Genomic DNA, 25,604 nt, shown 5'->3' with positions numbered 1-25,604 from the left:
TATCAGACAATACTATCAACTTTTTTTTTTTAAAATTCAGCCAATAGAAAAAGCTTTCCATCTTTAGGATACAAGAATGAAAGCCTTTTTTCTATTAATTTGTTTATAAATTTCAAAAAGTTTATCTACCGATATGTCGTCGTGTTATCGCAATCAATCCTTTGATTTTTGAAGTGATTTCATCATCGGCAAGTAATGTTTCATTTGATAAGTGATTGCGATACCGCCAGTAATGAAAAGGAATTTCCGGTTGATTAATCCGCTCCAAACTTTCATCTCCTAAGCAGTGTGAGGTCATGGCAAGTAAATCCTGTAACGGAAAAACAGCTAACATGGCATCAGAATTCATGTGGCGCTGAATAATTTCAGTCGCAATTTCTTGTGTCATAAATCCTGGTGCATTTCCCCACCAATGCATGACATCATTGTAATATTTTTGGGTGAAAGCCGGGTCTTCTTTCCACCATTGGCGTAGCGTTGACGTGTCGTGTGATGAGGTGGACACAACGGACAAATAGGGCGCCCAGTCTAGATTATTGACAATGTGAGCACTATCTGATGGCATCCGCTCAATCATCAGTCTTAATATTTGCAAGTGCCACATGACGTCTGGCACATTGTCAGGTACCATGCCTAAATCTTCACCACACGATAACATATCTGTCGCATTCTTAATGACTGGTAATTTTTGATAGGCTTTTTCTTTCCAAAAATCATTATGACGGGTATAGAAATAATCGTTATGCAGCCTCATCAAATTTTGTTTGACTTGCTCATCACCAAATTCACGAAAACTCAAGGTATCCATGAATTTGATTCGCGGATGATAAAGACCTGGTGTTCGGTGATCTGCTAGGAATAAAACATTTTCTTGTAGGGTAAATAAGATATCTCTCAACTGCTCATCTGAGACTTGTGCTGCTATTTTTTTCTGCGTGTTATAGCAGGCTTTAAATCTATAATTACCATTACCACGAGGTTCTAAAAACTCGGCAAAGATTTTATCGTTGTAGGTACCTGCGAGTTCACGCACGACCCAATCTCTAATAAAGGGTTGGGTAAATCGATCATCACCACCCCAACTATTGAAGGGTATTTGATAGGTGTTTTCGATTTCATCGACGGTTAGGCCAAGGGCAGGAGAAAACTGTCCGAGTAGCGCTCTGACACTGTGATTAGGGATTTCCCAAATTCGGAAGAAACCTAGAATATGGTCCAAGCGGTAGGCATCAAAGTACTCTCGCATGACGGTTAAGCGTTGTTGCCACCATGCAAAATTTGTTTCTGCCATTTTATCCCAATTATAGGTTGGAAATCCCCAGTTTTGACCGGTTTCTGAAAAAGCATCCGGCGGCGCACCAGTTTGCAAATCCATATTATACAAACTTTCATCAGACCAAGCATCCGCTGAGTCATGAGCGATACCAATGGCGATATCCCCTTTAAGGCCAACCCCAAGTGCATGTGCATAATCTGAGGCAGATTTAAGCTGTTGGTGCAGTAAAAATTGGACGAAATAATGGAGATTGAGGCCAGATGTTGATAGTTTTTTGAGTTTATCTTTAGAAAACTTGGCAAATTCTCCCCATTGTGAATAGTCAGATGTGTGATGTAAGTCTCTAAGATAGCAAAAAGCCGCGTAAGGTTCAAGCCAGTTTCGATTTTGAGCGAAGAAATCTAGAAATGCCATACTGGAGAAAATGTTTTTACTCAGTTTTTCATAGCCTATCTTAATATAATGCCATTTGGCAGCTAATACTGCCTCGTAATCTACAGTTTCTAGTCCGTTGAGTGATTTTTGTTGGGCATCAAAGTCGGCTTTTTCTGAATCTGTCAAAACCTCACGAAAAACAGACATATCAAGATAAATAGGGTGTAGCGCAAAAACTGAAATTGCCCGATATGGATAGCTATCTCGCCAGTCCATAAAAGTCGTTGTATCATTAATTGGCAAAATCTGAATCAAATCCATACCTGATTTAGCCACAAAATCTGCAAAACTTTTCAAATCCGAAAAATCACCGACGCCAAACGACTGCTCACTGCGTAACGAAAAGACGGGGATAGCTACACCTGTATGATAGGGAATACTTGTATGTGGCTCAAGTCTATAATTTATTGTGACCATAATGATTTCTCCTTTATCATCAAGCTATTCAGTGCAGATTTAAACGACGCCATTTTTATTAGCGCGCATCTGAATACTTGAGTTTTTTTATTTTATCAGCTATCCTGTCCTAACCTATTAAGACAATTATAGCACAAAATGTAACCGTTTTCACATTTTTGTATTGTATTTGTTATTTAGAAAGGTATATAATCCCTCATTTTGACAAATTTATGACTCTTTTTCTTTAGAATAACAAAAAACCGCCTCACGACGGTTCTTGATTTAGTAATATTGTCTTATTCAACAGAGAAAAGGTAAGGATAAACAGGTTGTCCACCTTCAAAAATTTCGACTTCAACATCTGGATATTTGTCTTCAAGTTCTTCTGACAGAGTCTCAACCATTTGACGTTTACCGTCAGCACCGATGTAAATACTGATAATTTCTGCATCTTCGTTGCTGGCTAACATTTTATCAAAAGTATCTGTCAAGACACCATGCATATCTTTGTCTGATACGACGATTTTATTGTCAATCATGCCGAGCCAGTCATTTTCGTGAATTTCAAGGCCATCAATAGAGGTATCTCTAACAGCATTCGTCACTTGACCACTGATAACTTCTGAGAGATTATCAGTCATATCAGCAGCATTCTCTTCTAATGTTTTACTTGTTTCGAAAGCTAGTAGCGCTGTCAAACCTTGTGACACAGTCTTAGATTCAACAACCTTCGCAGGCACATCTACGACATCAGCAGCCGACTGGGCAGCCATGAAGATGTTTTTATTATTAGGTAAGATAATCACATTGCGTGCATTAACTGACTCAATTGCTTTAACAATATCTTCAGTTGACGGATTCATCGTTTGACCACCTGAAATAACGTAGTCAGCGCCCATATCCTTAAAGATTTTAGCTAGACCATCACCAGCAGCAATCGCAATCACTGCAAATTCTTTAGGCTCAGCTGATGCTTTAGGTGCAGCATTAGTTGCTTCCTTGATGACTTGCGCATCATGTTGCTCGCGCATATTGTCAACTTTAACCTTAACAAGAGCACCATATTTCAGACCTTCTTGCATCACAATACCAGGATCCTCTGTATGAACATGGACTTTGACAATCTCATCATCATTAACGACAAGCAATGAATCCCCGATTTCATTTAAGTAATTACGGAACTCATCATAATCAAAAGATTTAGTCACAGTTGGCCCTTGGCCGATACCCACCATGATTTCAGTACAGTAGCCAAACTTAATATCTTCCGTCGCAACATGACCTGCAACTGACTTGTGATGCTCAGCATTGACCATCTCATCCATGACAGCAGGTGTCGCTTGAAATTCTTCAGACGTCAAATACTCGCCCGTAGCCGCTGCGACAAAGCCCTCTAAGATATAGACCAAACCTTGACCACCAGAATCGACAACACCGACTTCCTTCAGTACTGGCAACATATCTGGCGTTTTAGCCAAGGCAACTTTTGCCCCTTCGAGCGCTGCTTTCAAAACTTCAACCGCATCATCAGAGTTTGATGCTTTTTTGCCAGCAAATGCTGCAGCACCACGAGAAACGGTTAAAATCGTCCCTTCAACAGGCTTCATAACCGCTTTATAAGCAACCTCGACACCACTCTGGAAGGCTTTGGCTAAATTTTCAGCGGTAAAAACATCCGCTTCCTTGATAGCTTGACCAAACCCACGGAAAATCTGTGATAAGATAACACCAGAGTTCCCACGTGCACCCATGAGCAAGCCTTTAGACAAGATAGCCGCAACTTCACCGACAGTCTCTGCATGATTATCAGAGACTGCTTTGGCACCATTGGTAATCGTCATGCCCATATTTGTTCCTGTATCACCATCGGGTACAGGGAATACATTAAGCGAGTTGACATACTCTGCTTGGTTATTTAAACGCGTGCTCGCTGCTTGGATCATCTCCTGAAACAGACTTGCATTGATTGTATTTGTCATCTTATTCAGCCACCACTTTCACATTTTGTACGAAAACATTAACTGAATTCGCTGTAATGCCCAGTTGGTTTTCTAAATTAAATTTAACTCGTTCTTGCACATTTTTAGCGACTTCAGAAATTTTAACGCCAAATGAAACAATCACATAAATATCAACGTCAACACCGTTGTCATTAGCTGAAATTACAACACCCTTGGCGTAGTTTTCTTGACGCAAAAGTGTCTTAAAATTATCTTTCACAGCATTTTTGCTTGTCATACCGACCACACCAAAAATTTCTGTTGTCGATGCGCCAACAATCGTTGCAATCACATCATTTTCGATGTCAACTGTCCCATTTTTTGTATTAATTGTCACAGCCATAATTTTTTCCTCGCTTTACAATCTAGCTTGTTATGAGTGGACCTAAATCTTTCGACTAGGCATACTTTGTGTCTTGATATTTACTAACGATGTTTGCTCGCTAATTCATACCAATCAACACCTTTTCCCTCATTTTATCACAATCCGGCTAATAAAAAAACCGTGAAGTCTTTTCACGGCAAAATAGTTCTAACCAAACAAAGAGCTTTTGAATCATTTGGCCCAACGTATCGTAGACTCAAATTAACGCAAAAGCTTTTCTTTTGTTCTTCATTTGATCAAACACACGTCTTAAACGCGTTCAACTGAAAGGTTTTTAAGTGCACGAGCTGAGGCCCATACTGATTTCACTTTACCATTTTCAACGATTTTAATTTTTTGCAAGTTTGGTTTAACTTGTTTTTTCGTTTTGTTCATTGCGTGTGAACGGTTGTTAGCTGATGAAGTCTTACGACCTGTAAAGTAACATACTTTAGCCATGATATATTTCTCCTCGATTTTTTTTGTTAGTCAAATTCATAACATACTAGAATATTATACCATGTTTTGACTTAAAAGCAAGTGAAATTAATGATTTATTTTTTCAAGCCTGTCAGCTCTTACCTCATTTACTTTCACCATCTCTGATAGCGATACCATTTTCAAAATTTTAATGTAAAATCAGTCATTTTCTGTTAAAATAAGAATATGGAAAATTATATTGAACAATTAACAGCTAAAAATAGCGAATACATTCATGTGGTAACACGAGAGCTTGTCAAAATCGGTAAGTCTGATGACGAAATCAAGGCCATTTTATCCGATATTCTGCCAAAAATCGTTGAGGCTCAGGACCAACGTGTACTGGCTAAAGATATCTTAGGGACTCCCTCTGAATTCACAGCCCAATATGCTCCTGCGGTAGCTGGTGCTAAATCAAGTCAAGCGGCGACAAACCAAAATGACAACGAAACACCTGTCCTCATGTGGTTAGATAGCTCATTGCTAATGCTAGGCATCCTAGCTGTCGTGAACGGAGTTATGGCTGTCTTCAGTAAAAAAGCGACAACTTATGGTTTAATTACGCTTGTAACGATGAGCTTTGCTGCTGGTTTAGTTATGTATCTCATGTTCCGACTCATCTATAAACCCCAAAGTGAAGGTCAGAAAAAAACAACCTTCAAAACTTTTGGTGCTTTAACACTTGCCTTTCTAGGGTGGGTTCTCGTCTTTACTTTAACCATGTTAATTCCAAGAGAATTCAACATTTCACCTGCTGGGTATATTACAGCAATAATCGGGGCACTTGCGCTTGCACTCCGCTACTTCCTCAAGCGTAAATATCACATCAAGTCATCAATGTCTACCCAACCAACTCAAAACTCAGCGAACTCCTAGTCTTTAAAGTCTTTCCCAAATTGGGAAAGACTTTTTTAGTTACAGATTCAAAAAAATCAGACCTCATTGGCCTGATTTTTTATTTTATTTCGCTTCATACCATGTCTTGCCACTATTTTCATCAACTAATAGCGGTACTTTAAGCTCAATCGCGTCTTCCATGGTAGTTTTGACTAATTTTTTGATTGTGTCTAACTCATCATGTGGGACATCCAAGACGATTTCATCGTGAACTTGTAGTAACATTTTGGTTTGATAGCCACCTTCCATTAAAGCACGATCAAGGTTAATCATGGCAACTTTCAAAATGTCTGCTGCTGAACCTTGGATTGGGCTATTAATGGCTGTCCGCTCTGCAAACGAACGCACTGAAAAATTCCTGGCATTAATCTCTGGTAGATTACGTCTTCTATGATAAAGGGTTTCGACATATCCTTTATCCTTAGCACTTCTAACAATATCTTCCATATATTTTTTAATATCAGGATACCGCTCAAAATACGTGTCAATGTATGTTTTGGCAGCTTTTCTAGTAATCCCCAAATTATTAGACAAACCGAAATCAGAAATGCCATAGACAACACCGAAGTTAACGGCTTTGGCGTTACGACGGTCATTAGGCGTGACATCTTCTGGTTTATCAATACCGAACACGCGCATAGCCGTCGCCGTATGGATATCAGCACCGTCGTTAAAGGCTGCAATCAAATGTTCATCCCCTGAAATGTGAGCAAGAACCCGCAATTCAATCTGTGAGTAATCACTTGATAATAGGACTGAATCTGATTTTTCAGGTAAGAAAGCCTTGCGAATCTTACGGCCTTCAGCCAGACGAACTGGAATATTTTGGAGGTTAGGCTGCACACTTGACAGACGACCCGTCTGTGTTAAATCTTGAATATAACGCGTATGAATCTTACCGTCAGCCATAATCTCACCGAGTAAACCCGTGACATAGGTTGACTGGATTTTAGAAATTTGACGGTATTTCAAAATCTTATCAACGATTGGCGCTTGCGGTGCTAACTGTTCCAAAACATCAACAGCCGTTGAATAACCTGTTTTGGTTTTCTTAATGACCGGTAGCTGCATTTTTTCAAATAGAATGACACCTAGTTGTTTCGGTGAATTGATATTAAAGGTCTCACCAGCAAGTTCATAAATTTCTGCTGTTAAATCTGCGATGACTTTTTCATTTTCAAGACCGATTTCACTTAGGACACCACCAGATACTTTAATACCTGCTATTTCCATTTTAGCGAGGACATTAGCAAGTGGTAACTCCATATCTGATAGGAGTTTTTCTTGATCGTTTTCCCGTAGCTTACCAAGCAAGACTGCTTTCGTTTTGACGAGGACATCTACTTTTCGAGCGAGATGATCATACAGGACATCGTCAAATGGCACCGCACGCTTGGCGCCCTTACCATAGACCACATCATCATCTGGCAAATTCAGACCAAATAAATCTGCGATTGTTGATATTTTATTATTTTCAATCGTCGAATAGAGGTATTTAGCAAGCATGGTATCAAATGTAACGAGCGGATAGTCAATACCATGGCGACCTAGTAAGACCTTATTTTTCTTGAAGTCAAAGGTGTTCTTAGGAAAACGGAGATCTTTGAGCAGATCGACGTTTTTTGAGACATAAATCGTCTTGTCATCACCCCAAGCAAAGCCGATAATCGGTTCACGCTGATAATCTTCGCCTAGAATTTCCAGATAGAAGAATTGATCCTCATGAAACATCTCAGGCGTCACTGCATCTTCAACGACTGTAAAGTCCAGTTCTTCAATTACCTTTTCTGTCACACCTTCAAGGTCTTCCAGAAACTTCTGAAAGCCCATCTCTTGATAGAATTTTTTGAGTCTGTCATAGTCAGCGCCTTGGAAAATCGTATCGTCAAGTTGAATCTCAATCGGTGAGTCCAAATCAATCGTCGCGAGTTCCTTTGATAAGAAAGCTTGTTCACGATCATTGATCAGATTTTCTTTCATTTTAGAGGTTTTCATGCCGTCGACATGATCATAGATACCTTGGAGGGAGCCGTATTCTAACAGTAATTTAATGCCAGTTTTTTCACCAATTTTGGTCACGCCAGGGATATTATCGGATTTATCACCCATAAGGGCTTTCAAGTCGATAAATTGCGCAGTCGTTAAGCCTAATTTTTCTTTCAGGTAAGCCGGTGTGTAGGTTTCAAGTTCAGCCACACCCTTAATCGTGATTTCCACCGTCGTTTTGTCTGTGGTCAGCTGGGTCAAATCTCGATCGCCTGAAACAACCGTTATCGCATCAAATCCACCATTTTCCGCCTGCGTCGCCAAGGTACCGATAATATCATCTGCCTCATAGTTTGCTAGCTCATAATGCTTGATACCTTGCGCCTCTAACATTTCTTTGATAAATGGTAGCTGCTCTCTGAACTCATCGGGCGTCTTCGCACGCCCACCTTTATAGTCAGCGTACATTTCCGTCCGAAAGGTAGTTTTGCCTGCATCAAAAGCAACGAGTACGTGTGTGGGTTGGACTGAATCCAAAACATTACGTAACATAGTATGGAAGGCAAAAATCGCATTGGTGTGTAAACCAGACGGCGCAACAAAGCGGTCAATCTGCGTGTAAAGCGCAAAAAAGGCCCGAAAAGCAATGGATGAGCCGTCTATTAATAGTAGTTTTTTTTCTGTAGTTGTCATGGTTCTATTTTAACATAAAAAAACGCGCATCAGATTGATGACGAGCGTTTACTTTATTTTTATAACAAAACACATCACTTTGAAATGCTAGACACAAGCTATTGATTCATCTTTTCAATTAAATGTACTAATTCACTTAAATTCAAAATGACTGCATCGGCTCCAGCTGTTTCAAATACTTGTCGCACACGGTCTATTTCTGACTGCCTTTGCTCTCCTGATAACTGAGTATATTCTGACTCATTTAGCCCCATGACCGAGCTCCCCTCAATCACACCAACAGACAAAACATTGGCATTCTTTCCTTCTAGGATATCAGATACAGTGTCTCCGACTTTAATAACTGTTTGACGGTTTTGGATAGCTAGCCGTTCTAAATTTTTATTGATCATATCAGGAGCAGGGCGTCCTATGTTTTGGACATCATCCGGTGTCATCAAAAGATCCGGTTCATAGCCTTGAGTTTTTGCTGCCTGCGCCACTGGTTCAAGCATTTCTGCTGTATAACCAGTTGTTGTGCCAATCTTTATATCCTTGTCTCTTAAATAAGCAACCGTTTCTAAAACATCAGGTTTTAATAGCGTATGACTGGAAATTTCTGCCATTAATTTATCAGTAAAAACTGCCAACATGGCATCAATATCTTGCTCAGTAAAAGCTCTATGGTGCACATTCTCAAACAAGTTCGTAATTCGTGGCATTTCTAGTAAGGCTCTAATATGATCTCGTTTCAAAGCGCCCATTGGCTGACGAACTTCATCAAAAGACACCTCAATCCCTTCATTTTCAAACGTTTCGATAAAAGCTTGTACGGGAGCAAAGCACCCATAATCAACCGTTGTACCTGCCCAATCAAAAATCACTGCTTCAATCATCTTATCACCTTTCAATTTTCTTATTCGTCAAGTAGGCATCAAAAATACCTGATACGCGCTCAATGTCCGCCTGATAAATCTCACCAATCACCCCAACTCTAAAGGTGTTCAAATCAAGGAGCTTACCTGGATAAATGGCATAACCTTGCGACTTAACAAACTCATACATCTCATTAAAATCAATCTCATAACTCGGCAGTTGAAAAGTTGCAATAATTGGTGATTGTCTTGCTTCAGAAATATAGGCAACTAAACCATTTGCTTTAAAAAGCGACACCAGTTGCGTCATATTAGCTTGATATCGTGCATATCTCGCCTTCACCCCGCCTTCTTTTTCTAATTCTTGCAGCGCTTGTTCAAAAGCGATGACAACATGCGTTGGACTTGTAAAACGCCATTTACCATCCTTTGACATGGTTTCCCACTGATCATAAAGATCCAAAGATAAGGAGATTGCTTTGCCTTTTGTTGCTAACATAGCCTCTTTTTTAGCAATAATAAACGAAAATCCTGGTACCCCTTGAATACATTTATTGGCACTGGAAATCAAGAAATCAATGTTTAAGTCGGCCACATCAATCGGGATGCCACCAAAACTACTCATGGCATCAACGATAAAGGTTAATTGACGCGCTTTAGCAACTTGGCTAATGGCTTGAATATCATTTAAAATACCTGTTGTCGTTTCACAATGTACCATGGCAAGATGCGTGATACCGGGATGAGTATCCAAAAATTCCGCCACAACTTGCGCATCTGGCACTGCGTTATATGGAAATTCTAAAACATCATAGGGAAGACGTGCGTATTGGGCAATTTCTGCCATTCTTAACCCATAGACACCATTTGTTAAAATCAGGAGACGGTCTAACTGTCCGACTGAACTTGTCAACACACTCTCAACACCAAATGTACCCGACCCTTGCATCAAAACTGCTGTGTATGTTTCTTCCGATACATTTGCCAACTGCAGTAACTTTTTAATCAGACGTTTCGTAATCACTTTATAATCATCATCCCACGTACAATGATCTACTAGCATAGCCGCTTTAACTGAGTCTGTTGTTGTGAGCGGCCCTGGTGTTAACAATTTATAATTGATCGTCGTCATGTTTATTTCCCCTTGGCTTCTTCCGCAAATACTTGATGAGATTTTAATAACTCAAGCGTCAAAGGTTTTGGAAAACGTTTGGCTGCCGTCGCATCTTCACCTTGATAAAGTGCTGCTGGATAATATTCTTGCAGAGCTTTTCGAGTATCATTGGCAAGAATTTCAGCCACTTTTTATCATTTGGATTCATTGTTTTATGTTTCAAAAGTGCAACAGATTCAGTTAATAAATAATTGCCTTCCTTAACTTCTACCACCTTGATTGGCAGACCTGCTTTTTCATCCACAATACCTTGTTGACGCAAACCAAAGCCAACCGCAACTTCACCCGTTCGTAATTTTTTGATTGGACCTGAGCCAGAATCTTCAAGGTTAGGTCCAACATTATCAAGGATTTTAGCAAAAATGGTTTTGGCTTCCGACTCCCCATAGGTATCAATCAAAGCTTGAATCATTAACCAAGCAGTCGAGGAAGAATTGATATTGGGTATGGCGATTGTATTTTTATAGATTGGGTTAGCTAAGAGTTGAAACCCTACTAGACGCGTGATAATTCCTTGCTTACCAAAACTATAGATGATAGCAAAGCCATATACAATCGTTGGCACCAACATTGGTAAGATAATTAAAGTCCCTATTAAACGTTTATAGCCCTTGAAAACAGTCGTGAAATTCACACAATAGGCAAAAACAAAGCCTATTAAAGTTGCAAGCAAACTCGTCTGAAAAGAAATCATTAAACTATCAATAAAGGAAGTTCGAATGACAGAATTACTGATTAAATTTTTAAAGTTCGTCAAATTAATGGTCGAATTTGAGACAAATGCTTGATAGAAAATAGTCAGAAGAGGAAAAATCAGAAAGACTAAGAAAAATATCCCTATCAAGCTAAATGTCAACATCACATTTTTTTTATTATCCCGCATCATTTTCTCCGAACAGTTGGAAAATATTATGTCTCTTGATAAGGAGTTGTTGCAAGATAAAACGCTCTGCAAATGCTGAACTTGGATGATGAATTATATTTTTCGGCGAATCAAACTGGACGATGCGTCCTTGATCAAGCACTAAAATTTTATCACTCATTGTCAAAGCTTCTTCTGGGTCATGTGTCACAATAAAAGTGGTTAATTGAAATTGTTGAACAATTTCCTTTATTCGATTTTTAATATTCTCTTTAATGACACCATCCAATGCTGACAAAGGCTCATCTAAAAGTAAAATTCTAGGTTTCATGACAAGCGTTCGTGCTAATGCTACACGTTGTTTTTGTCCCCCAGAGAGTTGATTAATAGACTTTTTAAGGTGTCTACTTAAATATAATAACTCAATCAAATCTGCCACTTCTTTAGCTGATGATAGCCCTTTTTTATTGCGTAAACCGTAAACAATATTTTTCTCAACTGATAAATTAGGAAATAAAGCATAATCTTGAAAAACAATATTAAAAGCTCTTTTTTTCATACTTTCTTTTGTGATATCTCGTCCATCACAAATAATCTTACCGCTATCAGGTTGCAATAAACCTAAAATGATATTAAGTAGGGTTGTTTTACCACTACCAGATGAGCCTAGAATCGCAATTGTCTCCCCCTTTTGAACCTTTAATGATATGTCATCCAAGACAGTTATACCATTAAACGATTTTGAAACATGCTGCAAATCAATCATTAGTCCCTTAACTTTCTAGTTATTTACACGTCTCTGTAACTTATCTCAAAAAAATATTCTCATGATTCCTCTCACCATAGACCTAATGGTTTATAAGCACATCAATAAATTAAATATTTCTTTCATTTTCCCACATAGACACCTGTAAAATATCATTATTATTTTATTATATACACGTCTCTATTTTCGCCTTCGCTCACCACCACCCTTTCACTAATACACTCATTCTAACACGTGGTAAGTTAGGTTAATGTAAAAATATAGTAAATATTAAGAAAACATAATGTAAATAACACATAAATAATACTTTTGTTTTATCTTTAAAAATCAAAAACATTTATTTTATTAAGTTATGATTATAAATGTTTTCAACCAGTAGTTGACATCTCTTATGGAAAATTTTATAAAGAAACTGGGACAAAAGACTTCAGTCATCAAAAGAGAAAAGTAAACCTACCAGTTTATTTTTACCAATTTCGCATTGTTTTGCCAAAAGAATACCAATTTCGTAATTGTTCTCAATGGAGTCATAATGTTGTTTTACAATTTTTTCGGAAAATGATACAAAAATAGGCTATGAACAATTTCTATTAACATTAGAAATCATTCATAGCCTATTTTAGGAGTTTTTTTATCCCAACTCCACAATTTCTTACTCTCAAATTACTTTTAAATTCTGGAGTTTCTCGATTGTCAGTTCTTGATAATCTGTAACAATGATATCAGCGTTGCTCAAATCTTGAGCTGGATAATTAGGATTTTCAAAGCCAATCACATAAGCACCAGCTCGTCTAGCAGCTAAACTGCCATTTTTCGTATCTTCAATGATTATCGCATCTTGAGCAGAAACACCTAGCCTTTCTGCTGCTTCTAAAAAGACATCAGGTGCTGGTTTAGAATGCGCCACTTCTTCTCCACTCACTAACACTTCAAAATAGTCAACAAGTCCTAACTCAGTCATTGCTCGCACAATCTCATGTTTAGGAGAAGAAGAGGCAACTGCTAATTTGAAACCAGCTTCAAAAAGTCGTTTCACTAAATCCTGCGCCCCTTTGATAGCACGAATACCATCTCTTGCTATCATCACCTCACGTCTTTCATTCATGTCATTAATATAAAATGAAATGGACTCAGGTAGACCAAGTTCTTCTTTCATTATGGTCCACATCACTTCGAAAGTTGTCCCCATAAATTGATACTGGTAACTAACATCTTTAGGAAAACCAGCTGTCTTTAACATATCTGTTTTCGTTTCCAAAAAGGTATACTCTGAGTCAACTAAAACACCATCCATATCAAATATTACTATTTTTATCATTAATCAAAACCTCTTATTTATCTGTCATTCATTAATACGCTAGTCTTATAAAAGTAACAAATTTGCTTATTTTCTATCTCTCCCAAAAAACGACAATTAACAAAAAATTGCTTTTCTAGCTACTCACATAATGTAGCCTTAAATGCAATTTTCCTATATTTTAACGACTGAGATATTCTTTGGTTAAACAATCTCAATTGTTGAACCAACCTGTACATTTGGTAAGCTTTTTCCCTCAACATAAAGCGTACCAGGTAATTCAGCTTCACGCGCCCCATCAAATTTAATCGTAATATGACCAAGCGATGTTAAATTTTGTTTAACTACATCACCAACTGCTGTAATAAAGTAGGGAACATCATCAAAAATAATATTTTGCCCGACTTTGATAGCATCATGAATCGACTTGACCTCAATCGTATAACAAAATTCAGCTAACATTGCGGGTGCCTCTTCGCCAAATAAAATCATCATTTGACTTTCTCTCAAGCTTTGTGCTTCGGGACCAATCGCTTTAATTTGAGTTGTAAAAACCGTCATCTTTTCTTCCTTATCTATATAATCCAAAACTTGCTAACCAAGCAACAACAACACGCGGTAAACCATTCAAGAAACGTGAATAAAGCACACTGGGAACACCAACTTCAACTGTTTCAGATTCGGCTTCCATCAAACCAAGACTGACCGGAATGAAATCACAACCATTGCGTCATAACAGATCTAACCGTCTGCTCACTCGCTTTGATCAAGTGAGAAAGCTGCATTTCCGTCGCTTGACCTTTAGCCACCAAAAATTCTAAAATTTGTGTAAATCTTACGACTAATGCCACTTTCTACCTCAATCTAATTCCTGATTATCCTCGTGATTTACCACCCGCAACATTTGTCGTCACACCTGTAATATAACTTGCACGGTCACTCAAAAAGTAAGCTACCAAATCCGCAACCTCAGATAATTTGCCACTACGACCAAGCGGTGTTGCACTTGTATTACTGTAACCTGATCGTAATTCATCAACCGTTTTACCACGTGTATAAGCCAAAGACTCCTCGTAAGCAAGGGTACGCAAACCAGTTTCTTCTATAATACCAGGTGAAACACCGACCACACGAATATCATGACGGGCTAATTCCTTAGACCATGACTGTGTAAATCCGTTAATGGCAGCTTTTGAAGCAGCATAAGGAGACTGACCCTCTGACCCTCCAAGACCAGCTTCAGATGACATATTAACGATAACACCACCATCATGAGTAGCCATAACCCGTGAGACACATTGAGCAACAATATAAGCACCTTTAACATTAATCGAGAAAATTTTATCAAATGCACTTTCTGATAATTCGTATTCGCCGCCAGGATGTTTCACATCTACAAGTAAACGTGGCATATTGATACCTGCATTATTTACCAATCCATTAATCGTTCCAAATTTAGCAACAATTTCTGATACTGCTGCAGCAACGGACTCATGATTTGTCACATCCGTTTTAATAAACAGATAGTGTTCATTTTTTGTATCATTTTCATTCAAGTCCAAATTTGCAACATTAGCACCACTTTCAAGTAACTCATCAACAATTGCTTTACCAATACCTGACGACCCACCTGTCACAACATAAACTTTTCCTGCGATATTTAACCAATCTGACATTTAAGATGCCTCCTTTTCTTTACAGTTCAATTATAATCGCTTTCAATAGATTGATTAAGTCACGCTTTTATTTTTTTATTGATAATAAATTGTTTGAGTTGTGTCATCACCATTTTAATGATAACTTCTATTACTTAAATTTTCACACTTTAACAGTTATTTGTCCACAAAAAAGAATCCTCAAGTTAAGGATTCTTATTTAATCATTCGATATTCTGCACAAACTCATGAAACCTTTTTTTCTTGACGATAAACCTTAATCACAAAATATAAAATCGCAAATTCCAAAGCTGCCATGATTAAGAATAGAATCAAGGCGTTTCGTGAGCCATGTTGGGTACCAATAACTTTAGAAATGGCTAATTTTTGACTAAAGGCAATAATAATGGCAGTGATTGATGTCCCAAAAGCACCCGCGAATTGTTGCAGCGTCATAATGGCTGCATTACCATCTGTTTGTAAGTCCTTGGGCAACTGAGCTAGACCATTTGTCAAGACATTACCTGAGGTCAAACCAAAGCCAATACAGTAGATAGCAAAGAGAATTGAAATCGTTAAGTTAGTCAAATTCCCACTCATGACACAAAAGAGAACTAAAGAAACAATTGAAAGCGAAGTACCAAATAAAATCGGTTTAGCTGCACCAATCGCATCGTAAATGCGGCAACTAAAAGAAACGCAGACCGCATTCAAAATCGTGCCTGGCAAGACTGCTAGTCCTGCTGCAACTGCTGAGTCACCATTCACCAACTGGATATAGTTAGGCAGCACAAGATTAAGTCCTAATAAAGAGGCCAATAAAATAAAAGAACTGATAGCATGTCCATCAAAAGATACATTTTTGAACACAACTAAGTTAATCAAAGGACTCTCTTGACGATTGGAACGATAAATGAATACCCCAAGTCCAATTGCACCCATCACAAAAGCACCTAAAACGTGTAAACTCATAAATGGCATAGCACTCAAGTTACTGAGACTATAAATAAAACCAACCAGTGTCGCAACGATTGCAATGAAACTTATCACGTCCAATTTAATTTTCTGAGGCTCGGTTTTTGCTCAATAGTCATAATCCCTAAGATAAAAGAGAAAATCAAGATTGGTAGCAGGCAGATGAAAATATAACGCCATCCCAGTGAACTTGCCATAACGCCACCAAAGGTTGGGCCAACCGTTGGCGCAACTGCTGTAATTAAGGTTCCAAGTCCAATCATTGTCCCTAATTTTTGACGTGGTACTTGTTCCAAGATAATATTAAACATCAAAGGCAAGGCAATCCCTGTCCCAACACCCTGAGCAAAACGCCCCAATAATAAAATCGAGAAACTTGGTGCTATAATATCTAGCACAACCCCTGCAATAAAACAGAGATTAGCAACGATAAATAATTTTTTAAGTGTGAAACGACGTTTCAAAAATGAAGAGATTGGAACAGTTGCTGCGACGACTAATAAATAAAGTGTCGTCATCCACTGAACTGTCGAAATCCCAATATTAAATTGCTCAATTAAAATCGGAAAAGTAATATTCATAGCCGTTTCAACTGTAATGCCGGCAAAATTAAGAATACCTGTTGCTAAAATCGCCGCAATTAATTTGGGCGATATTTTGTCATTTGTATTGTCTGTCATCGTGTTTTTTAGAACCTCCTTGTTTTTATACTAGATTTTTATTCTAGCGGATAGCTACTTATTTGATTAAACAAGCAGACTATTTTAAAGCCATCTTCTCATGGTATCATATTCAAGCATTTTAATAAAGAAAAACCGACTCAAATGCATCATCCGAATCAGTTTTTCTTTTATCATCCTACAAATCTAGTCAAGATGATACACTCATGTTTATTTATCTAGTTCAGCGTACAACAACTCTTGAACAACTTGTGGATTGGCTTGTCCTTTAGTTGCTTTCATAAGTTGACCAATTAAGGCTTTGGCAGAATTTTTATTGCCGTCTTTATAATCGTTGACAGCTTTTTCATTCTTAGCCAAGACATCTGTAATGATTGGTACCAAAACAGCAGGATCTGAAATTTGAATCAAGCCAGCTTTCTTAACGAAGGCTTCAGCAGAACCACCATTTTTCGCCAATTCAACGAAAACTTTCTTGGCAATTTTTGACGAAATCGTGCCGTCAGCGATGAGCTTGAGCATTTCAGTCAAGTTTTCTGGTGTTAAACCAATTTCTGAAAGCTTTTTACCCTCAGCGTTAAGGTATTGTGCGACCTCACCTTGCAACCAGTTAGATGCCAATTTCGCATCCGCACCCGCATTTACCGCCGCTTCGAAGAAATCAGCCGTATCTTTTGCTGCTGTGATTTGTGCCGCATCGTAGTCAGAAAGCCCTAGCTCAGCCACATATTTAGCACGACGTGCTTTCGGAAACTCTGGCAAGGTTGCCCGAACTTCTTCTATCCACTCATCTGAAATCTCAAAACGCGGTAGATCAGGTTCTGGGAAGTAACGGTAATCTGACGAGCCTTCTTTAACACGCATCAAAGTCGTCTCACCTGTTTTTTCATCGTAACGACGTGTTTCTTGCTGAATCACAACGCCAGAGCGCAAAACTTTGGCTTGACGCGCCACTTCATATTCCAAACCTTTGCGGACAAAGTTAAAGGAATTCAGGTTTTTCAACTCAGTTTTCACACCAAATTCTTCTTGACCATAAGGACGTAGAGAAATATTGGCATCACAACGCATTGAGCCTTCTTCCATCTTCACATCAGAAATACCCGTGTACTGGATAATTTCCTTAATTGCAGTCAAGTAAGCGTATGCTTCCTCAGGGGAGCGCATGTCGGCTTCTGATACGATTTCAATCAAAGGGATACCTTGACGGTTTAGGTCGACGTAAGAGTAGCCGTCTGTGCCGTGTGTATTTTTCCCTGCATCTTCTTCTAAGTGAGCACGTTCAATCCGAAGTGTCTTCTTAGTCCCGTCTTCCAACTCAATTTCAATCGATCCATTATAACCAATCGGCTCATCAAATTGTGAAATTTGGTAGGCTTTGGGATTATCAGGGTAGAAATAGTTCTTGCGGTCGAAGTGCATGTTTTGGTGGATATCCATGTTTAAAGCAAGTGCTGCTTTAATCCCAGACTCGATGACACCTTTATTCATGACAGGTAAAACACCTGGAAAACTCCAATCGACAATATTGGTATTCTCATTTGGTCCTGCACCAAAGTGCGCAGGCGCTGGTGAGAAAATTTTCGAGTTGGTGTTCAACTCGACATGGACTTCTAGTCCAATGACTGTTTCAAAATTCATTTATTTTTCTCCATTTATTGTTTGAGTCAATGCCTAATCGATGTGTTGCTTACCTGTTTGAGATAACTCCTCTAGCAAGTTCAGTTGCGAGCGTGTATTGCGCTTTTCAGACAAAGGAACAGTTAGAGTCTCCAAGTTAAAATAACCGATTTCTGACGTTTCACTATTCACTTTAAAGTCTTGACTTAAAGCACGACATTCAAAGACAAGCTTATAATGCTGGCGACCTTGCGGTTGCCACTTATTCGTGTCAAAAACAGCTAACAAGCGAACAACTTCACCTGTGACACCTGCTTCTTCTACTAACTCTTTAAGAACATTCTCGCTAGGTGAAAAACCAATTTCACCATATCCACCAGGTAAGGCCCAATCCCCTTTTGCTTGATCACGAACGAGCAAAACATTACCATCATCGTTTTTAACAAAGGCTCGGACATCAATCATCGGTGTGGGATAATGGCTAGTCGGAAGAAATAAATCACTAAGTTCTGCTGGTGTTAAATCTGACAAATCGCCTGTTAAATCACGCAAGACATCTTTGATATCCTGATAGCGTTCCAAATCAAAGGCATTCTTGCCATAAATCAAACCTGCATCAGCAATGGCATTCAACCGCTTAATCAATTGGTCAACTGACATATTTAGGCACCAAAAATGACTGGCTTATTTTTATGGAAATCAGTCGTCGCTTCAAAAGCTGCTGCTGCTTGGTAAATCGTTGCTTCGTCAAAGGCTTTACCAATGATTTGCAGACCTACTGGCAAGCCTTCAACTTGACCTGCAGGAATTGAAATACCAGGTAAACCTGCCAAATTGACAGGAATTGTCAACAAGTCAGCCAAATACATGGCAACTGGATCATGACCTTGTGTATCCAAATCATAGGCAACAGTCGGTGCTGTTGGGCCAATGATGAGGTCATAGTTTTCAAAGACTTTTTGGAAATCTTGCATGATCAAAGTCCGAACTTGCCCAGCTTTCTTGAAGTAAGCATCGTAGTAACCAGATGATAAGCTAAATGTCCCAAGCATAATGCGACGTTTCACTTCTTCACCGAAACCTTGCGAGCGTGTTTTGACATAGATATCTTCCAAGTCAACCGCATCTTCTGCACGGAAACCATAACGGATCCCGTCAAAACGTTGCAAGTTTGAGCTAGCTTCTGATGAGGCGATGATGTAGTAAACAGCCACGCCATATTTGCTATGTGGCAAACTTACTTCTTCAACGATTGCCCCAAGTTTTTCAAAGTGTTTAGCCGCAGCTAAGACTTGTTCTTTTACCTGAGGATCGATCCCTTCACCTAAATATTCTTTTGGCAAGGCAATCTTCAAGCCTTTAACATCTTGACCGATTTTAGATGTGAAATCAGGGACTGCAACTTTTGAAGAGGTTGAATCTTTTGGATCGTAATCTGAAACAGCGTTGAGCAAAAGAGCGTTATCTTCAACATTTTGTGAAAATGGCCCGATTTGGTCAAGTGATGAACCAAAGGCAATCAGACCAAAACGCGAAATACGACCATAAGTTGGTTTGAGACCCACCACACCATTAAATGATGCGGGTTGACGGATTGAGCCACCTGTATCTGAACCTAGTGAGAGTAAGACTTGATTAGCCGCAACAGCTGTCGCAGAACCACCTGATGACCCACCAGGAACTTTCGTTTCATCCCAAGCATTTTTCGTTGGTTTGAAAGCTGAATTTTCAGTTGACCCACCCATGGCAAACTCATCCATGTTAGTTTTACCAACGATAATCATGTCGTTAGCATATAATTTTTCGACAGAAGTCGCATCAAAAACTGGCTCATAGTTATAGAGCATTTTTGATGCTGCTGTTGTCAAAATCCCTTTTGTCGAGATATTGTCTTTCACAGCAATCGGAATACCAGACACTGGGTTCGATGCGTCAATCCCACGCTCGTCAATGGCAGCAGCTTGTGCAAGTGCCTCATCTTCTGTAATCGTGATAAAGCTATCAACTTTACTTTCACGATCTTTGATATCTTTCAGGGTTGCTTTGGCAAGCTCAACTGCTGAAATTTCTTTCTTGACCAATTTATCATGGAGTGCTTTAATCGTTGTCATGCTTAGTTATCCTCCATAATTGCGGGTACTTTAATAAAGCCACCTTCAGCTTCTGGCACGTTTTTGAACAACTCGTCGCGATCCCAGCCTGCAACCGCAACATCTTCACGCCAAGCATTGATATTATCTGCCACATTTGATGTAAATGGGACACCTGTTGTATCTACTTCTTCTAATTTCATAAACATATCAACGATTTTTGTCAATGTGCCAGCAAATTCAGCAGTTTCTGCTTCATCAAAGGCTAATTTTGACAAATTCGCGACGTGTTTCACGTCATTTTTTGTGATTTCCATTGATTTCTCCTCTGTTTTTTTCGGGAATCAAACCTATAATTTCATGTTTCATACTCATTTAACTCAAGAAAAGGAACAAATTTTTGAGATAGTTCTTTGCCAATGCAAGGCGATAAGGCGAAGACGTACAGGTGTACGGCAAGACTAATCAACGATGAAGTGGCGGAAAATAGCCCAAAAATGTTTGTTTTATTTGGTTAATTGAGTATATTATATCAGTTTTTGATACTTTTAGTCAAAATCAATATCCAAAACTAATTTCAATTCATTTAATTGTTTCGGGTCAACATCGCTCGGTGAATCCATCATCAAGTCAACGCCTGCCGCACTTTTCGGAAAGGCAACAACTTCGCGGATGTTCTCTTCACCAGTCAAGACCATAAAGATACGCTCAAGACCAAAGGCACAACCAGCATGTGGTGGCGCACCAAATTTGAAAGCTTCTAACATAGCCCCAAATTTTTGCTCAACAAAGTATTTGTCATACCCAATCACTTCAAAAGCTTTATACATCACTTCTGGATTGTAGTTACGAACAGCACCTGAACAAATTTCATAACCATTCATGACCATGTCATACTGGTCTGCCTTAATCGCTAACTTATCCGCATCTGTTTTCGCTGCCTCAAGCGTTTGAACACCACCTTTTGGCAATGAAAATGGGTTATGACCAAAGTCAACTTTGCGATTTTGTTCGTCGTATTCGTAAAATGGAAAATCAACAACCCAGCAAAGTGCTACTTTATTTTTATCTTTGAGGTCGTAGAAATCCGCAAATTCATTACGCATACGACCGAGTACACGGTTAACGATGGCAGGTTTACCCGCACCAAAGAAGACGATATCGCCATCTTCAGCACCCGTTTTGGCTGTAATTTCAGCCAATTCAGCCTCTGTCAAGAATTTAGCAATCGGTGATTTGATGCCACCATCGACATAAGTCAAGTAAGCCAAACCGCCAGCACCTTCTTTTTTAGCGATTTCAGTGAAATTATCAATTTGTGAGCGTGACAAGCTAGCAGCACCTTTAACACAAATCGCTTTAACTTTTTTAGCATTTTTAAAGACAGCAAATTCAGTCGTCGCAAGCGTTTCATCTAAGTCAACCAAAGTCATGCCAAAGCGCAAGTCAGGCTTATCACTACCATAGATGTTCATAGCATCTTCATAAGAAATACGTGGAATATCTTCTGAGCCAAGCTCTTTACCCGCAAAATCTTTCACCAGATTTTGGATTAAGACTTCCATCTCTGAACGAATCTCTTCGCCATCTTCTACAAAGGCGCGCTCCAAATCAAGCTGGTAGAAATCACCATAAAGTCTGTCTGCACGTGGGTCTTCATCACGGAAACATGGCGCGATTTGATAGTATTTATCAATACCACCGACCATGAGCAACTGTTTAAACTGTTGTGGCGCTTGTGGCAAGGCATAGAATTTACCAGAATGGATACGACTTGGAATTAAGAAGTCACGCGCACCCTCTGGTGAAGAATTAGCCAAAATCGGCGTTTGCACTTCCAAAAAGTCTTGGTCTTCCATGAAACGACGGATAAATGATAGATATTTAGCACGTTGTTTCAAAGTTTCTTGCATTTTAGGACGACGTAAATCCAAATAACGGTATTTCAAACGCAAATCTTCGCTTGATTTATTGCTTTCATTGAGTGAAATCGGCAAAGGTTGTGATGCATTCAAAATCGCCAGCTCATCTGCCACCAACTCAATCTCACCCGTCTCCAAATTAGGGTTGGCAAGACCTTCACCACGCGGGCGAATCGTCCCTGTGACTGAAATGGCATATTCATCACGCAAATGCTCAGCAGCTGAAAAATTGTCTACTTTTTCAGGTTGAATCACAACTTGCAAAAGACCAGAAAAGTCACGCAAATCAATAAAAATGACACCACCATGGTCACGACGCGAATTTACCCAACCCTTTACCGTAACGGTTTCGCCTTGTTTCGAAATTGTCTCAATCGTTTTTGTTCTCATATTTTCCCTCTACTTATTATCGTGCTTAACCTATTTTACCATAGGCATACATCGATATATCTTAAAATTTAGAATTATTTAGTTATTTACGTCAATGGTGTATGACCCTAGCGCAACGGTGTTTTTCTTAGAACCGATAGACACTAGACCACTGATTTAGCAGTTTTGCGACAGAAAACTTAACAAAAATAGCACCCCAAATATCGTCAGAAAAGGACGAAATTCGTGGTGCCACCTTAATTCGCCACTGCGCCAAAATCAAAATTTGGAGTGCAATAGCCTTTACTTGTTTTATTTAATTGCATCAAAATAGTGTTCTTCATCTTAAACATCAGGCGCCATTCTCAGCAACAGGCGCTCTCTCAACTGATTCGTGTTAAGACTACTGCTATTTTGGTTAGGGTAGCTTCAAAATTCATTAACTAAACAACCTTAAAAGTTACGACCTTCAAGTTTTTCATAAATACCTGAATTAACAACTTTAAGGTAAGTTCCCTTCATACCAAGTGAGCGAGATTCAATAATCCCTGCTGACTCAAGTTTACGAAGAGCATTCACAATTACTGAACGTGTAATACCAATTTTATCAGCAATTACAGAGGCTGTCAAACGACCTTCAATGCCACCTAATTCTTCAAGGATTGCTTTTACAGCTTTCATTTCAGAATAAGAAAGTGTGCTAACAGCCATATTAACAGCTGCTGCTTTACGGATATTTTCTTCCATCTTCTCGATTTGAAGATTTGACAATTGAATCCCGATAACCGTCGTTGCCAATTCAACCAAAACAAGATCATCATCACTAAACGCTTCTTCATTACGCCAGATGATAAATGTTCCTAAACGCAAGCCACTACCATAAATTGGCGCAACCGTCGTTTTACCGTCAGGATGATCCTTGACAACTTCTTGTGGGTAAAGTGACAACATCGCATCTGAAGGCAAGTTAGCCTCAGTATCATAAGTACGTGATGCGACTTGAACATACTCATCTGATAATTTGCGTTTATCAAACATCGCTTCAACACGGTCATTGTTTGTTTTATAAGGCATGGCATAGCCAAGCACAACACCCTTGCCATCAATGACAACAGAGTTACAATCAATTACCGCTGATAAGCGTTCTGATAGGCCGTTATACGGTAATTCTTCGCTAGAGTTGTTAAGCCCTTCTTGCAAAATCGCCGTAATTCTTCTTGTTTTTTCTAATAAAGTAGTCATACTTCTCCTATTTTTAAAAAAGATTCTATAGCTTTATTATAACAATAACAAATCAGAAATACAACAATATTCAGAAAATTATTTATTGTTTTCTATTTTAAGACAATTTACTGGCGATATTTAGACAAAAATCGCGTCATTTTCTCTTGAATTTGTGCTAATTCATCAACACGTGGCATATAAACAATCCGAAAATGATCTGGATCTTTCCAGTTAAAGCCACGACCATGAACCAACATGACTTTTTCTTGTTTCAGAAAATCTAAAACAAATTGCTCATCGTCATGAATATTGTACATAGTTGTATCAATCTTAGGGAAAATATAGAAGGCAGCTTTAGGTTTCACTGCTGAAATTCCTGGGATTTCATTCATAGCTTTATAGATAAATTCGCGTTGCTCATAGATACGACCACCAGGTAGCAACAACTCATCGACAGACTGCGTGCCACCTAATGACGTTTGAACGACTTGTTGCGCCAATACATTTGAACATAGACGCATATTAGCTAGCATGTTTAGGCCTTCAATATAGCCTTGAGCCCGTCTCTTATCCCCTGAAAGTATCATCCAACCCACACGGAAACCAGCCACTCGGTGTGATTTTGACAAACCATTCATAGTCACGACAAACAAATCTGGTGCCAAAGTCGCGATTGGAACATGTTTAATACCATCCATGATGATACGATCATAAATCTCATCCGAGAAAATAATCAAATCATTCTGACGTGCTATTTCAACGATGTCTAACAAGACCTCACGTGGATAAACAGCACCAGTCGGATTATTAGGATTAATGATGACAATCGCCTTCGTATTAGACGTGATTTTTGACTTGATATCTGCAATATCAGGATACCATTCCGCTGATTCATCACATAAATAATGTACAGCATGACCTCCAGCCAAGCTAATTGACGCCGTCCAAAGAGGATAGTCAGGCATTGGCACTAGGACTTCGTCTCCAGTATTCAATAGCCCATTCATAGACATAGAAATGAGCTCACTCACACCATTACCAGTGTAAATATCATCAACGTCAACATTTGGAAAACCTAACACTTGGCAATACTGCATAATCGCTTTACGCGCGCTAAAGATCCCCTTACTATCTGAGTATCCTTCGCTATCACGCGCATTCATGATTAAATCACGAATCACTTCATCCGGAGCTGTAAAGCCAAATTCGGCTGGATTACCTGTATTAAGACGCAAAATTTTCTCGCCATTAGCACGCATACGATTCGCTTCATCCAAAACTGGACCACGAATATCATAAGCAACATCATCAAGTTTATCGGATTTTTCAAAAGTTCTCATATGTGTCACTACTTTCTCGTTAGTTTTTTTCGTCAGTTCATCCAAATTTACGTCATATAATGCTGCCAGTTTTTTAAGACTTTCTGCTTTAGGATTGGCATTTCCTTTCTCCCAAGCCCAATATGTTGGCTTAGAAACGCCGATTTTCCTTGCGACCTCTGCTTGACTAAAGCCAAATTGCTCTCGCAGTGTCGTTAGTTTATTTTTAATTATCATATACACCTCGTTAGTTTACAGTAAACTAAC

Annotated in this window: 23 protein-coding genes and 1 pseudogene; 1 reads left to right on the top strand and 23 read right to left on the bottom strand. The window is 38.9% G+C overall.

The annotated features are described in order from the left end of the window. Positions 1-121 precede the first annotated feature (121 nt). The 4 genes from HZR21_RS00535 to rpmB all read right to left on the bottom strand — a co-directional run bounded on the left by HZR21_RS00535 (position 122) and on the right by rpmB (position 4,933). On the bottom strand, positions 122-2,128 hold the full coding sequence (locus HZR21_RS00535; RefSeq protein ID WP_180745498.1) for a 4-alpha-glucanotransferase: 2,007 nt from the start codon (positions 2,126-2,128) through the stop codon (positions 122-124). 278 nt (positions 2,129-2,406) lie between these two features. Continuing rightward, positions 2,407-4,089 (bottom strand): DAK2 domain-containing protein, encoded by a 1,683-nt coding sequence (locus tag HZR21_RS00530; RefSeq protein ID WP_180745496.1) that lies wholly within the window; start codon positions 4,087-4,089, stop codon positions 2,407-2,409. Position 4,090: 1 nt separating this feature from the next. Beyond that, a complete protein-coding gene (locus HZR21_RS00525; protein ID WP_003140442.1) occupies positions 4,091-4,453 on the bottom strand; it encodes an Asp23/Gls24 family envelope stress response protein in 363 nt (120 codons plus the stop codon). Between the two features lie 291 nt (positions 4,454-4,744). Then, the gene (gene rpmB / locus HZR21_RS00520; protein WP_003140443.1) at positions 4,745-4,933 is read right to left on the bottom strand and encodes a 50S ribosomal protein L28; all 189 of its coding nucleotides are present in this window, start codon (positions 4,931-4,933) and stop codon (positions 4,745-4,747) included. 207 nt (positions 4,934-5,140) lie between these two features. Between rpmB and HZR21_RS00515 the strand changes: the two genes are divergently transcribed. Next, positions 5,141-5,830 (top strand): DUF1129 family protein, encoded by a 690-nt coding sequence (locus HZR21_RS00515; protein ID WP_180745494.1) that lies wholly within the window; start codon positions 5,141-5,143, stop codon positions 5,828-5,830. An 84-nt stretch (positions 5,831-5,914) separates the two neighbouring features. Here HZR21_RS00515 and polA read toward each other — a convergent pair whose 3' ends face one another. From polA to HZR21_RS00430, 19 genes and pseudogenes are all read right to left on the bottom strand, one after another. After that, entirely contained in the window at positions 5,915-8,530 is a 2,616-nt protein-coding gene (polA, locus tag HZR21_RS00510; RefSeq protein WP_180745492.1) for a DNA polymerase I, read from the bottom strand. Between the two features lie 98 nt (positions 8,531-8,628). Beyond that, the gene (gene phnX, locus HZR21_RS00505; protein WP_180745490.1) at positions 8,629-9,405 is read right to left on the bottom strand and encodes a phosphonoacetaldehyde hydrolase; all 777 of its coding nucleotides are present in this window, start codon (positions 9,403-9,405) and stop codon (positions 8,629-8,631) included. A gap of 4 nt (positions 9,406-9,409) precedes the next feature. Next, positions 9,410-10,516 (bottom strand): 2-aminoethylphosphonate--pyruvate transaminase, encoded by a 1,107-nt coding sequence (gene phnW, locus HZR21_RS00500; protein WP_180745489.1) that lies wholly within the window; start codon positions 10,514-10,516, stop codon positions 9,410-9,412. Positions 10,517-10,574: 58 nt separating this feature from the next. Beyond that, the gene (locus HZR21_RS00495) at positions 10,575-11,441 is read right to left on the bottom strand and encodes an ABC transporter substrate-binding protein (protein WP_246307762.1); all 867 of its coding nucleotides are present in this window, start codon (positions 11,439-11,441) and stop codon (positions 10,575-10,577) included. Then, on the bottom strand, positions 11,431-12,186 hold the full coding sequence (locus HZR21_RS00490; RefSeq protein ID WP_180745487.1) for an ABC transporter ATP-binding protein: 756 nt from the start codon (positions 12,184-12,186) through the stop codon (positions 11,431-11,433). The genes HZR21_RS00495 and HZR21_RS00490 overlap by 11 nt, the downstream gene beginning before the upstream one ends. Positions 12,187-12,844: 658 nt before the next feature. Then, positions 12,845-13,504 (bottom strand): HAD family hydrolase, encoded by a 660-nt coding sequence (locus HZR21_RS00485; RefSeq protein WP_180745485.1) that lies wholly within the window; start codon positions 13,502-13,504, stop codon positions 12,845-12,847. A 183-nt stretch (positions 13,505-13,687) separates the two neighbouring features. Continuing rightward, the gene (locus HZR21_RS00480; RefSeq protein WP_180745483.1) at positions 13,688-14,044 is read right to left on the bottom strand and encodes a PTS glucitol/sorbitol transporter subunit IIA; all 357 of its coding nucleotides are present in this window, start codon (positions 14,042-14,044) and stop codon (positions 13,688-13,690) included. Positions 14,045-14,054: 10 nt separating this feature from the next. Beyond that, positions 14,055-14,213 (bottom strand): annotated as a pseudogene (locus HZR21_RS00475) (PTS glucitol/sorbitol transporter subunit IIB); the annotation flags it as partial. Next, complete coding sequence (locus tag HZR21_RS12115) at positions 14,200-14,268, bottom strand: hypothetical protein (RefSeq protein ID WP_374940015.1); 69 nt, start codon at positions 14,266-14,268, stop codon at positions 14,200-14,202. The gene HZR21_RS12115 and the pseudogene HZR21_RS00475, both read right to left, overlap by 14 nt. A gap of 90 nt (positions 14,269-14,358) precedes the next feature. After that, a complete protein-coding gene (locus HZR21_RS00470) occupies positions 14,359-15,159 on the bottom strand; it encodes an SDR family oxidoreductase (RefSeq protein WP_180745481.1) in 801 nt (266 codons plus the stop codon). A 225-nt stretch (positions 15,160-15,384) separates the two neighbouring features. Then, on the bottom strand, positions 15,385-16,188 hold the full coding sequence (locus HZR21_RS11665) for an MFS transporter (protein WP_246307761.1): 804 nt from the start codon (positions 16,186-16,188) through the stop codon (positions 15,385-15,387). Continuing rightward, entirely contained in the window at positions 16,185-16,793 is a 609-nt protein-coding gene (locus tag HZR21_RS11660) for an MFS transporter (RefSeq protein WP_246307760.1), read from the bottom strand. Before HZR21_RS11660 ends, HZR21_RS11665 begins: the two co-directional genes overlap by 4 nt. Before the next feature lie 210 nt (positions 16,794-17,003). Continuing rightward, positions 17,004-18,434 carry an Asp-tRNA(Asn)/Glu-tRNA(Gln) amidotransferase subunit GatB gene (gene gatB / locus HZR21_RS00460; protein WP_180745480.1) on the bottom strand — a complete coding sequence of 477 codons (1,431 nt, stop codon included), beginning with the start codon at positions 18,432-18,434 and terminating at the stop codon, positions 17,004-17,006. Positions 18,435-18,467: 33 nt separating this feature from the next. Beyond that, complete coding sequence (locus HZR21_RS00455) at positions 18,468-19,073, bottom strand: NUDIX hydrolase (RefSeq protein WP_180745478.1); 606 nt, start codon at positions 19,071-19,073, stop codon at positions 18,468-18,470. Positions 19,074-19,075: 2 nt separating this feature from the next. Then, complete coding sequence (gene gatA / locus HZR21_RS00450; RefSeq protein WP_180745476.1) at positions 19,076-20,524, bottom strand: Asp-tRNA(Asn)/Glu-tRNA(Gln) amidotransferase subunit GatA; 1,449 nt, start codon at positions 20,522-20,524, stop codon at positions 19,076-19,078. A gap of 2 nt (positions 20,525-20,526) precedes the next feature. Then, positions 20,527-20,820 (bottom strand): Asp-tRNA(Asn)/Glu-tRNA(Gln) amidotransferase subunit GatC, encoded by a 294-nt coding sequence (gatC, locus tag HZR21_RS00445; RefSeq protein WP_180745474.1) that lies wholly within the window; start codon positions 20,818-20,820, stop codon positions 20,527-20,529. A 231-nt stretch (positions 20,821-21,051) separates the two neighbouring features. Continuing rightward, complete coding sequence (gene aspS, locus HZR21_RS00440) at positions 21,052-22,815, bottom strand: aspartate--tRNA ligase (RefSeq protein WP_180745473.1); 1,764 nt, start codon at positions 22,813-22,815, stop codon at positions 21,052-21,054. Between the two features lie 432 nt (positions 22,816-23,247). Then, on the bottom strand, positions 23,248-24,036 hold the full coding sequence (gene codY / locus HZR21_RS00435) for a GTP-sensing pleiotropic transcriptional regulator CodY (RefSeq protein ID WP_003140473.1): 789 nt from the start codon (positions 24,034-24,036) through the stop codon (positions 23,248-23,250). A gap of 107 nt (positions 24,037-24,143) precedes the next feature. Further along, on the bottom strand, positions 24,144-25,574 hold the full coding sequence (locus HZR21_RS00430) for an aminotransferase class I/II-fold pyridoxal phosphate-dependent enzyme (RefSeq protein WP_003140474.1): 1,431 nt from the start codon (positions 25,572-25,574) through the stop codon (positions 24,144-24,146). Positions 25,575-25,604 lie beyond the last annotated feature (30 nt).

The organism is Pseudolactococcus laudensis (assembly GCF_013449735.1).
GTDB lineage: Bacteria > Bacillota > Bacilli > Lactobacillales > Streptococcaceae > Pseudolactococcus > Pseudolactococcus laudensis.
This window is presented reverse-complemented; position numbering and strand designations above follow the sequence as displayed.

Coding starts and splice junctions, on each gene's coding strand:
- gatB (WP_180745480.1), bottom strand. CDS start 18,434: ATGAATTTTGAAACAGTCATTGGACTAGAAGTCCATGTCGAGTTGAAC.
- HZR21_RS00530 (WP_180745496.1), bottom strand. CDS start 4,089: ATGACAAATACAATCAATGCAAGTCTGTTTCAGGAGATGATCCAAGCA.
- gatA (WP_180745476.1), bottom strand. CDS start 20,524: ATGACAACGATTAAAGCACTCCATGATAAATTGGTCAAGAAAGAAATT.
- gatC (WP_180745474.1), bottom strand. CDS start 20,820: ATGGAAATCACAAAAAATGACGTGAAACACGTCGCGAATTTGTCAAAA.
- HZR21_RS00485 (WP_180745485.1), bottom strand. CDS start 13,504: ATGATAAAAATAGTAATATTTGATATGGATGGTGTTTTAGTTGACTCA.
- HZR21_RS00525 (WP_003140442.1), bottom strand. CDS start 4,453: ATGGCTGTGACAATTAATACAAAAAATGGGACAGTTGACATCGAAAAT.
- HZR21_RS00490 (WP_180745487.1), bottom strand. CDS start 12,186: ATGATTGATTTGCAGCATGTTTCAAAATCGTTTAATGGTATAACTGTC.
- HZR21_RS00455 (WP_180745478.1), bottom strand. CDS start 19,073: ATGTCAGTTGACCAATTGATTAAGCGGTTGAATGCCATTGCTGATGCA.
- HZR21_RS00480 (WP_180745483.1), bottom strand. CDS start 14,044: ATGACGGTTTTTACAACTCAAATTAAAGCGATTGGTCCCGAAGCACAA.
- polA (WP_180745492.1), bottom strand. CDS start 8,530: ATGACAACTACAGAAAAAAAACTACTATTAATAGACGGCTCATCCATT.
- HZR21_RS00515 (WP_180745494.1), top strand. CDS start 5,141: ATGGAAAATTATATTGAACAATTAACAGCTAAAAATAGCGAATACATT.
- HZR21_RS00430 (WP_003140474.1), bottom strand. CDS start 25,574: ATGATAATTAAAAATAAACTAACGACACTGCGAGAGCAATTTGGCTTT.
- phnW (WP_180745489.1), bottom strand. CDS start 10,516: ATGACGACGATCAATTATAAATTGTTAACACCAGGGCCGCTCACAACA.
- codY (WP_003140473.1), bottom strand. CDS start 24,036: ATGACTACTTTATTAGAAAAAACAAGAAGAATTACGGCGATTTTGCAA.
- rpmB (WP_003140443.1), bottom strand. CDS start 4,933: ATGGCTAAAGTATGTTACTTTACAGGTCGTAAGACTTCATCAGCTAAC.
- HZR21_RS00470 (WP_180745481.1), bottom strand. CDS start 15,159: ATGTCAGATTGGTTAAATATCGCAGGAAAAGTTTATGTTGTGACAGGT.
- HZR21_RS00535 (WP_180745498.1), bottom strand. CDS start 2,128: ATGGTCACAATAAATTATAGACTTGAGCCACATACAAGTATTCCCTAT.
- HZR21_RS11660 (WP_246307760.1), bottom strand. CDS start 16,793: ATGACAGACAATACAAATGACAAAATATCGCCCAAATTAATTGCGGCG.
- HZR21_RS00495 (WP_246307762.1), bottom strand. CDS start 11,441: ATGCGGGATAATAAAAAAAATGTGATGTTGACATTTAGCTTGATAGGG.
- aspS (WP_180745473.1), bottom strand. CDS start 22,815: ATGAGAACAAAAACGATTGAGACAATTTCGAAACAAGGCGAAACCGTT.
- phnX (WP_180745490.1), bottom strand. CDS start 9,405: ATGATTGAAGCAGTGATTTTTGATTGGGCAGGTACAACGGTTGATTAT.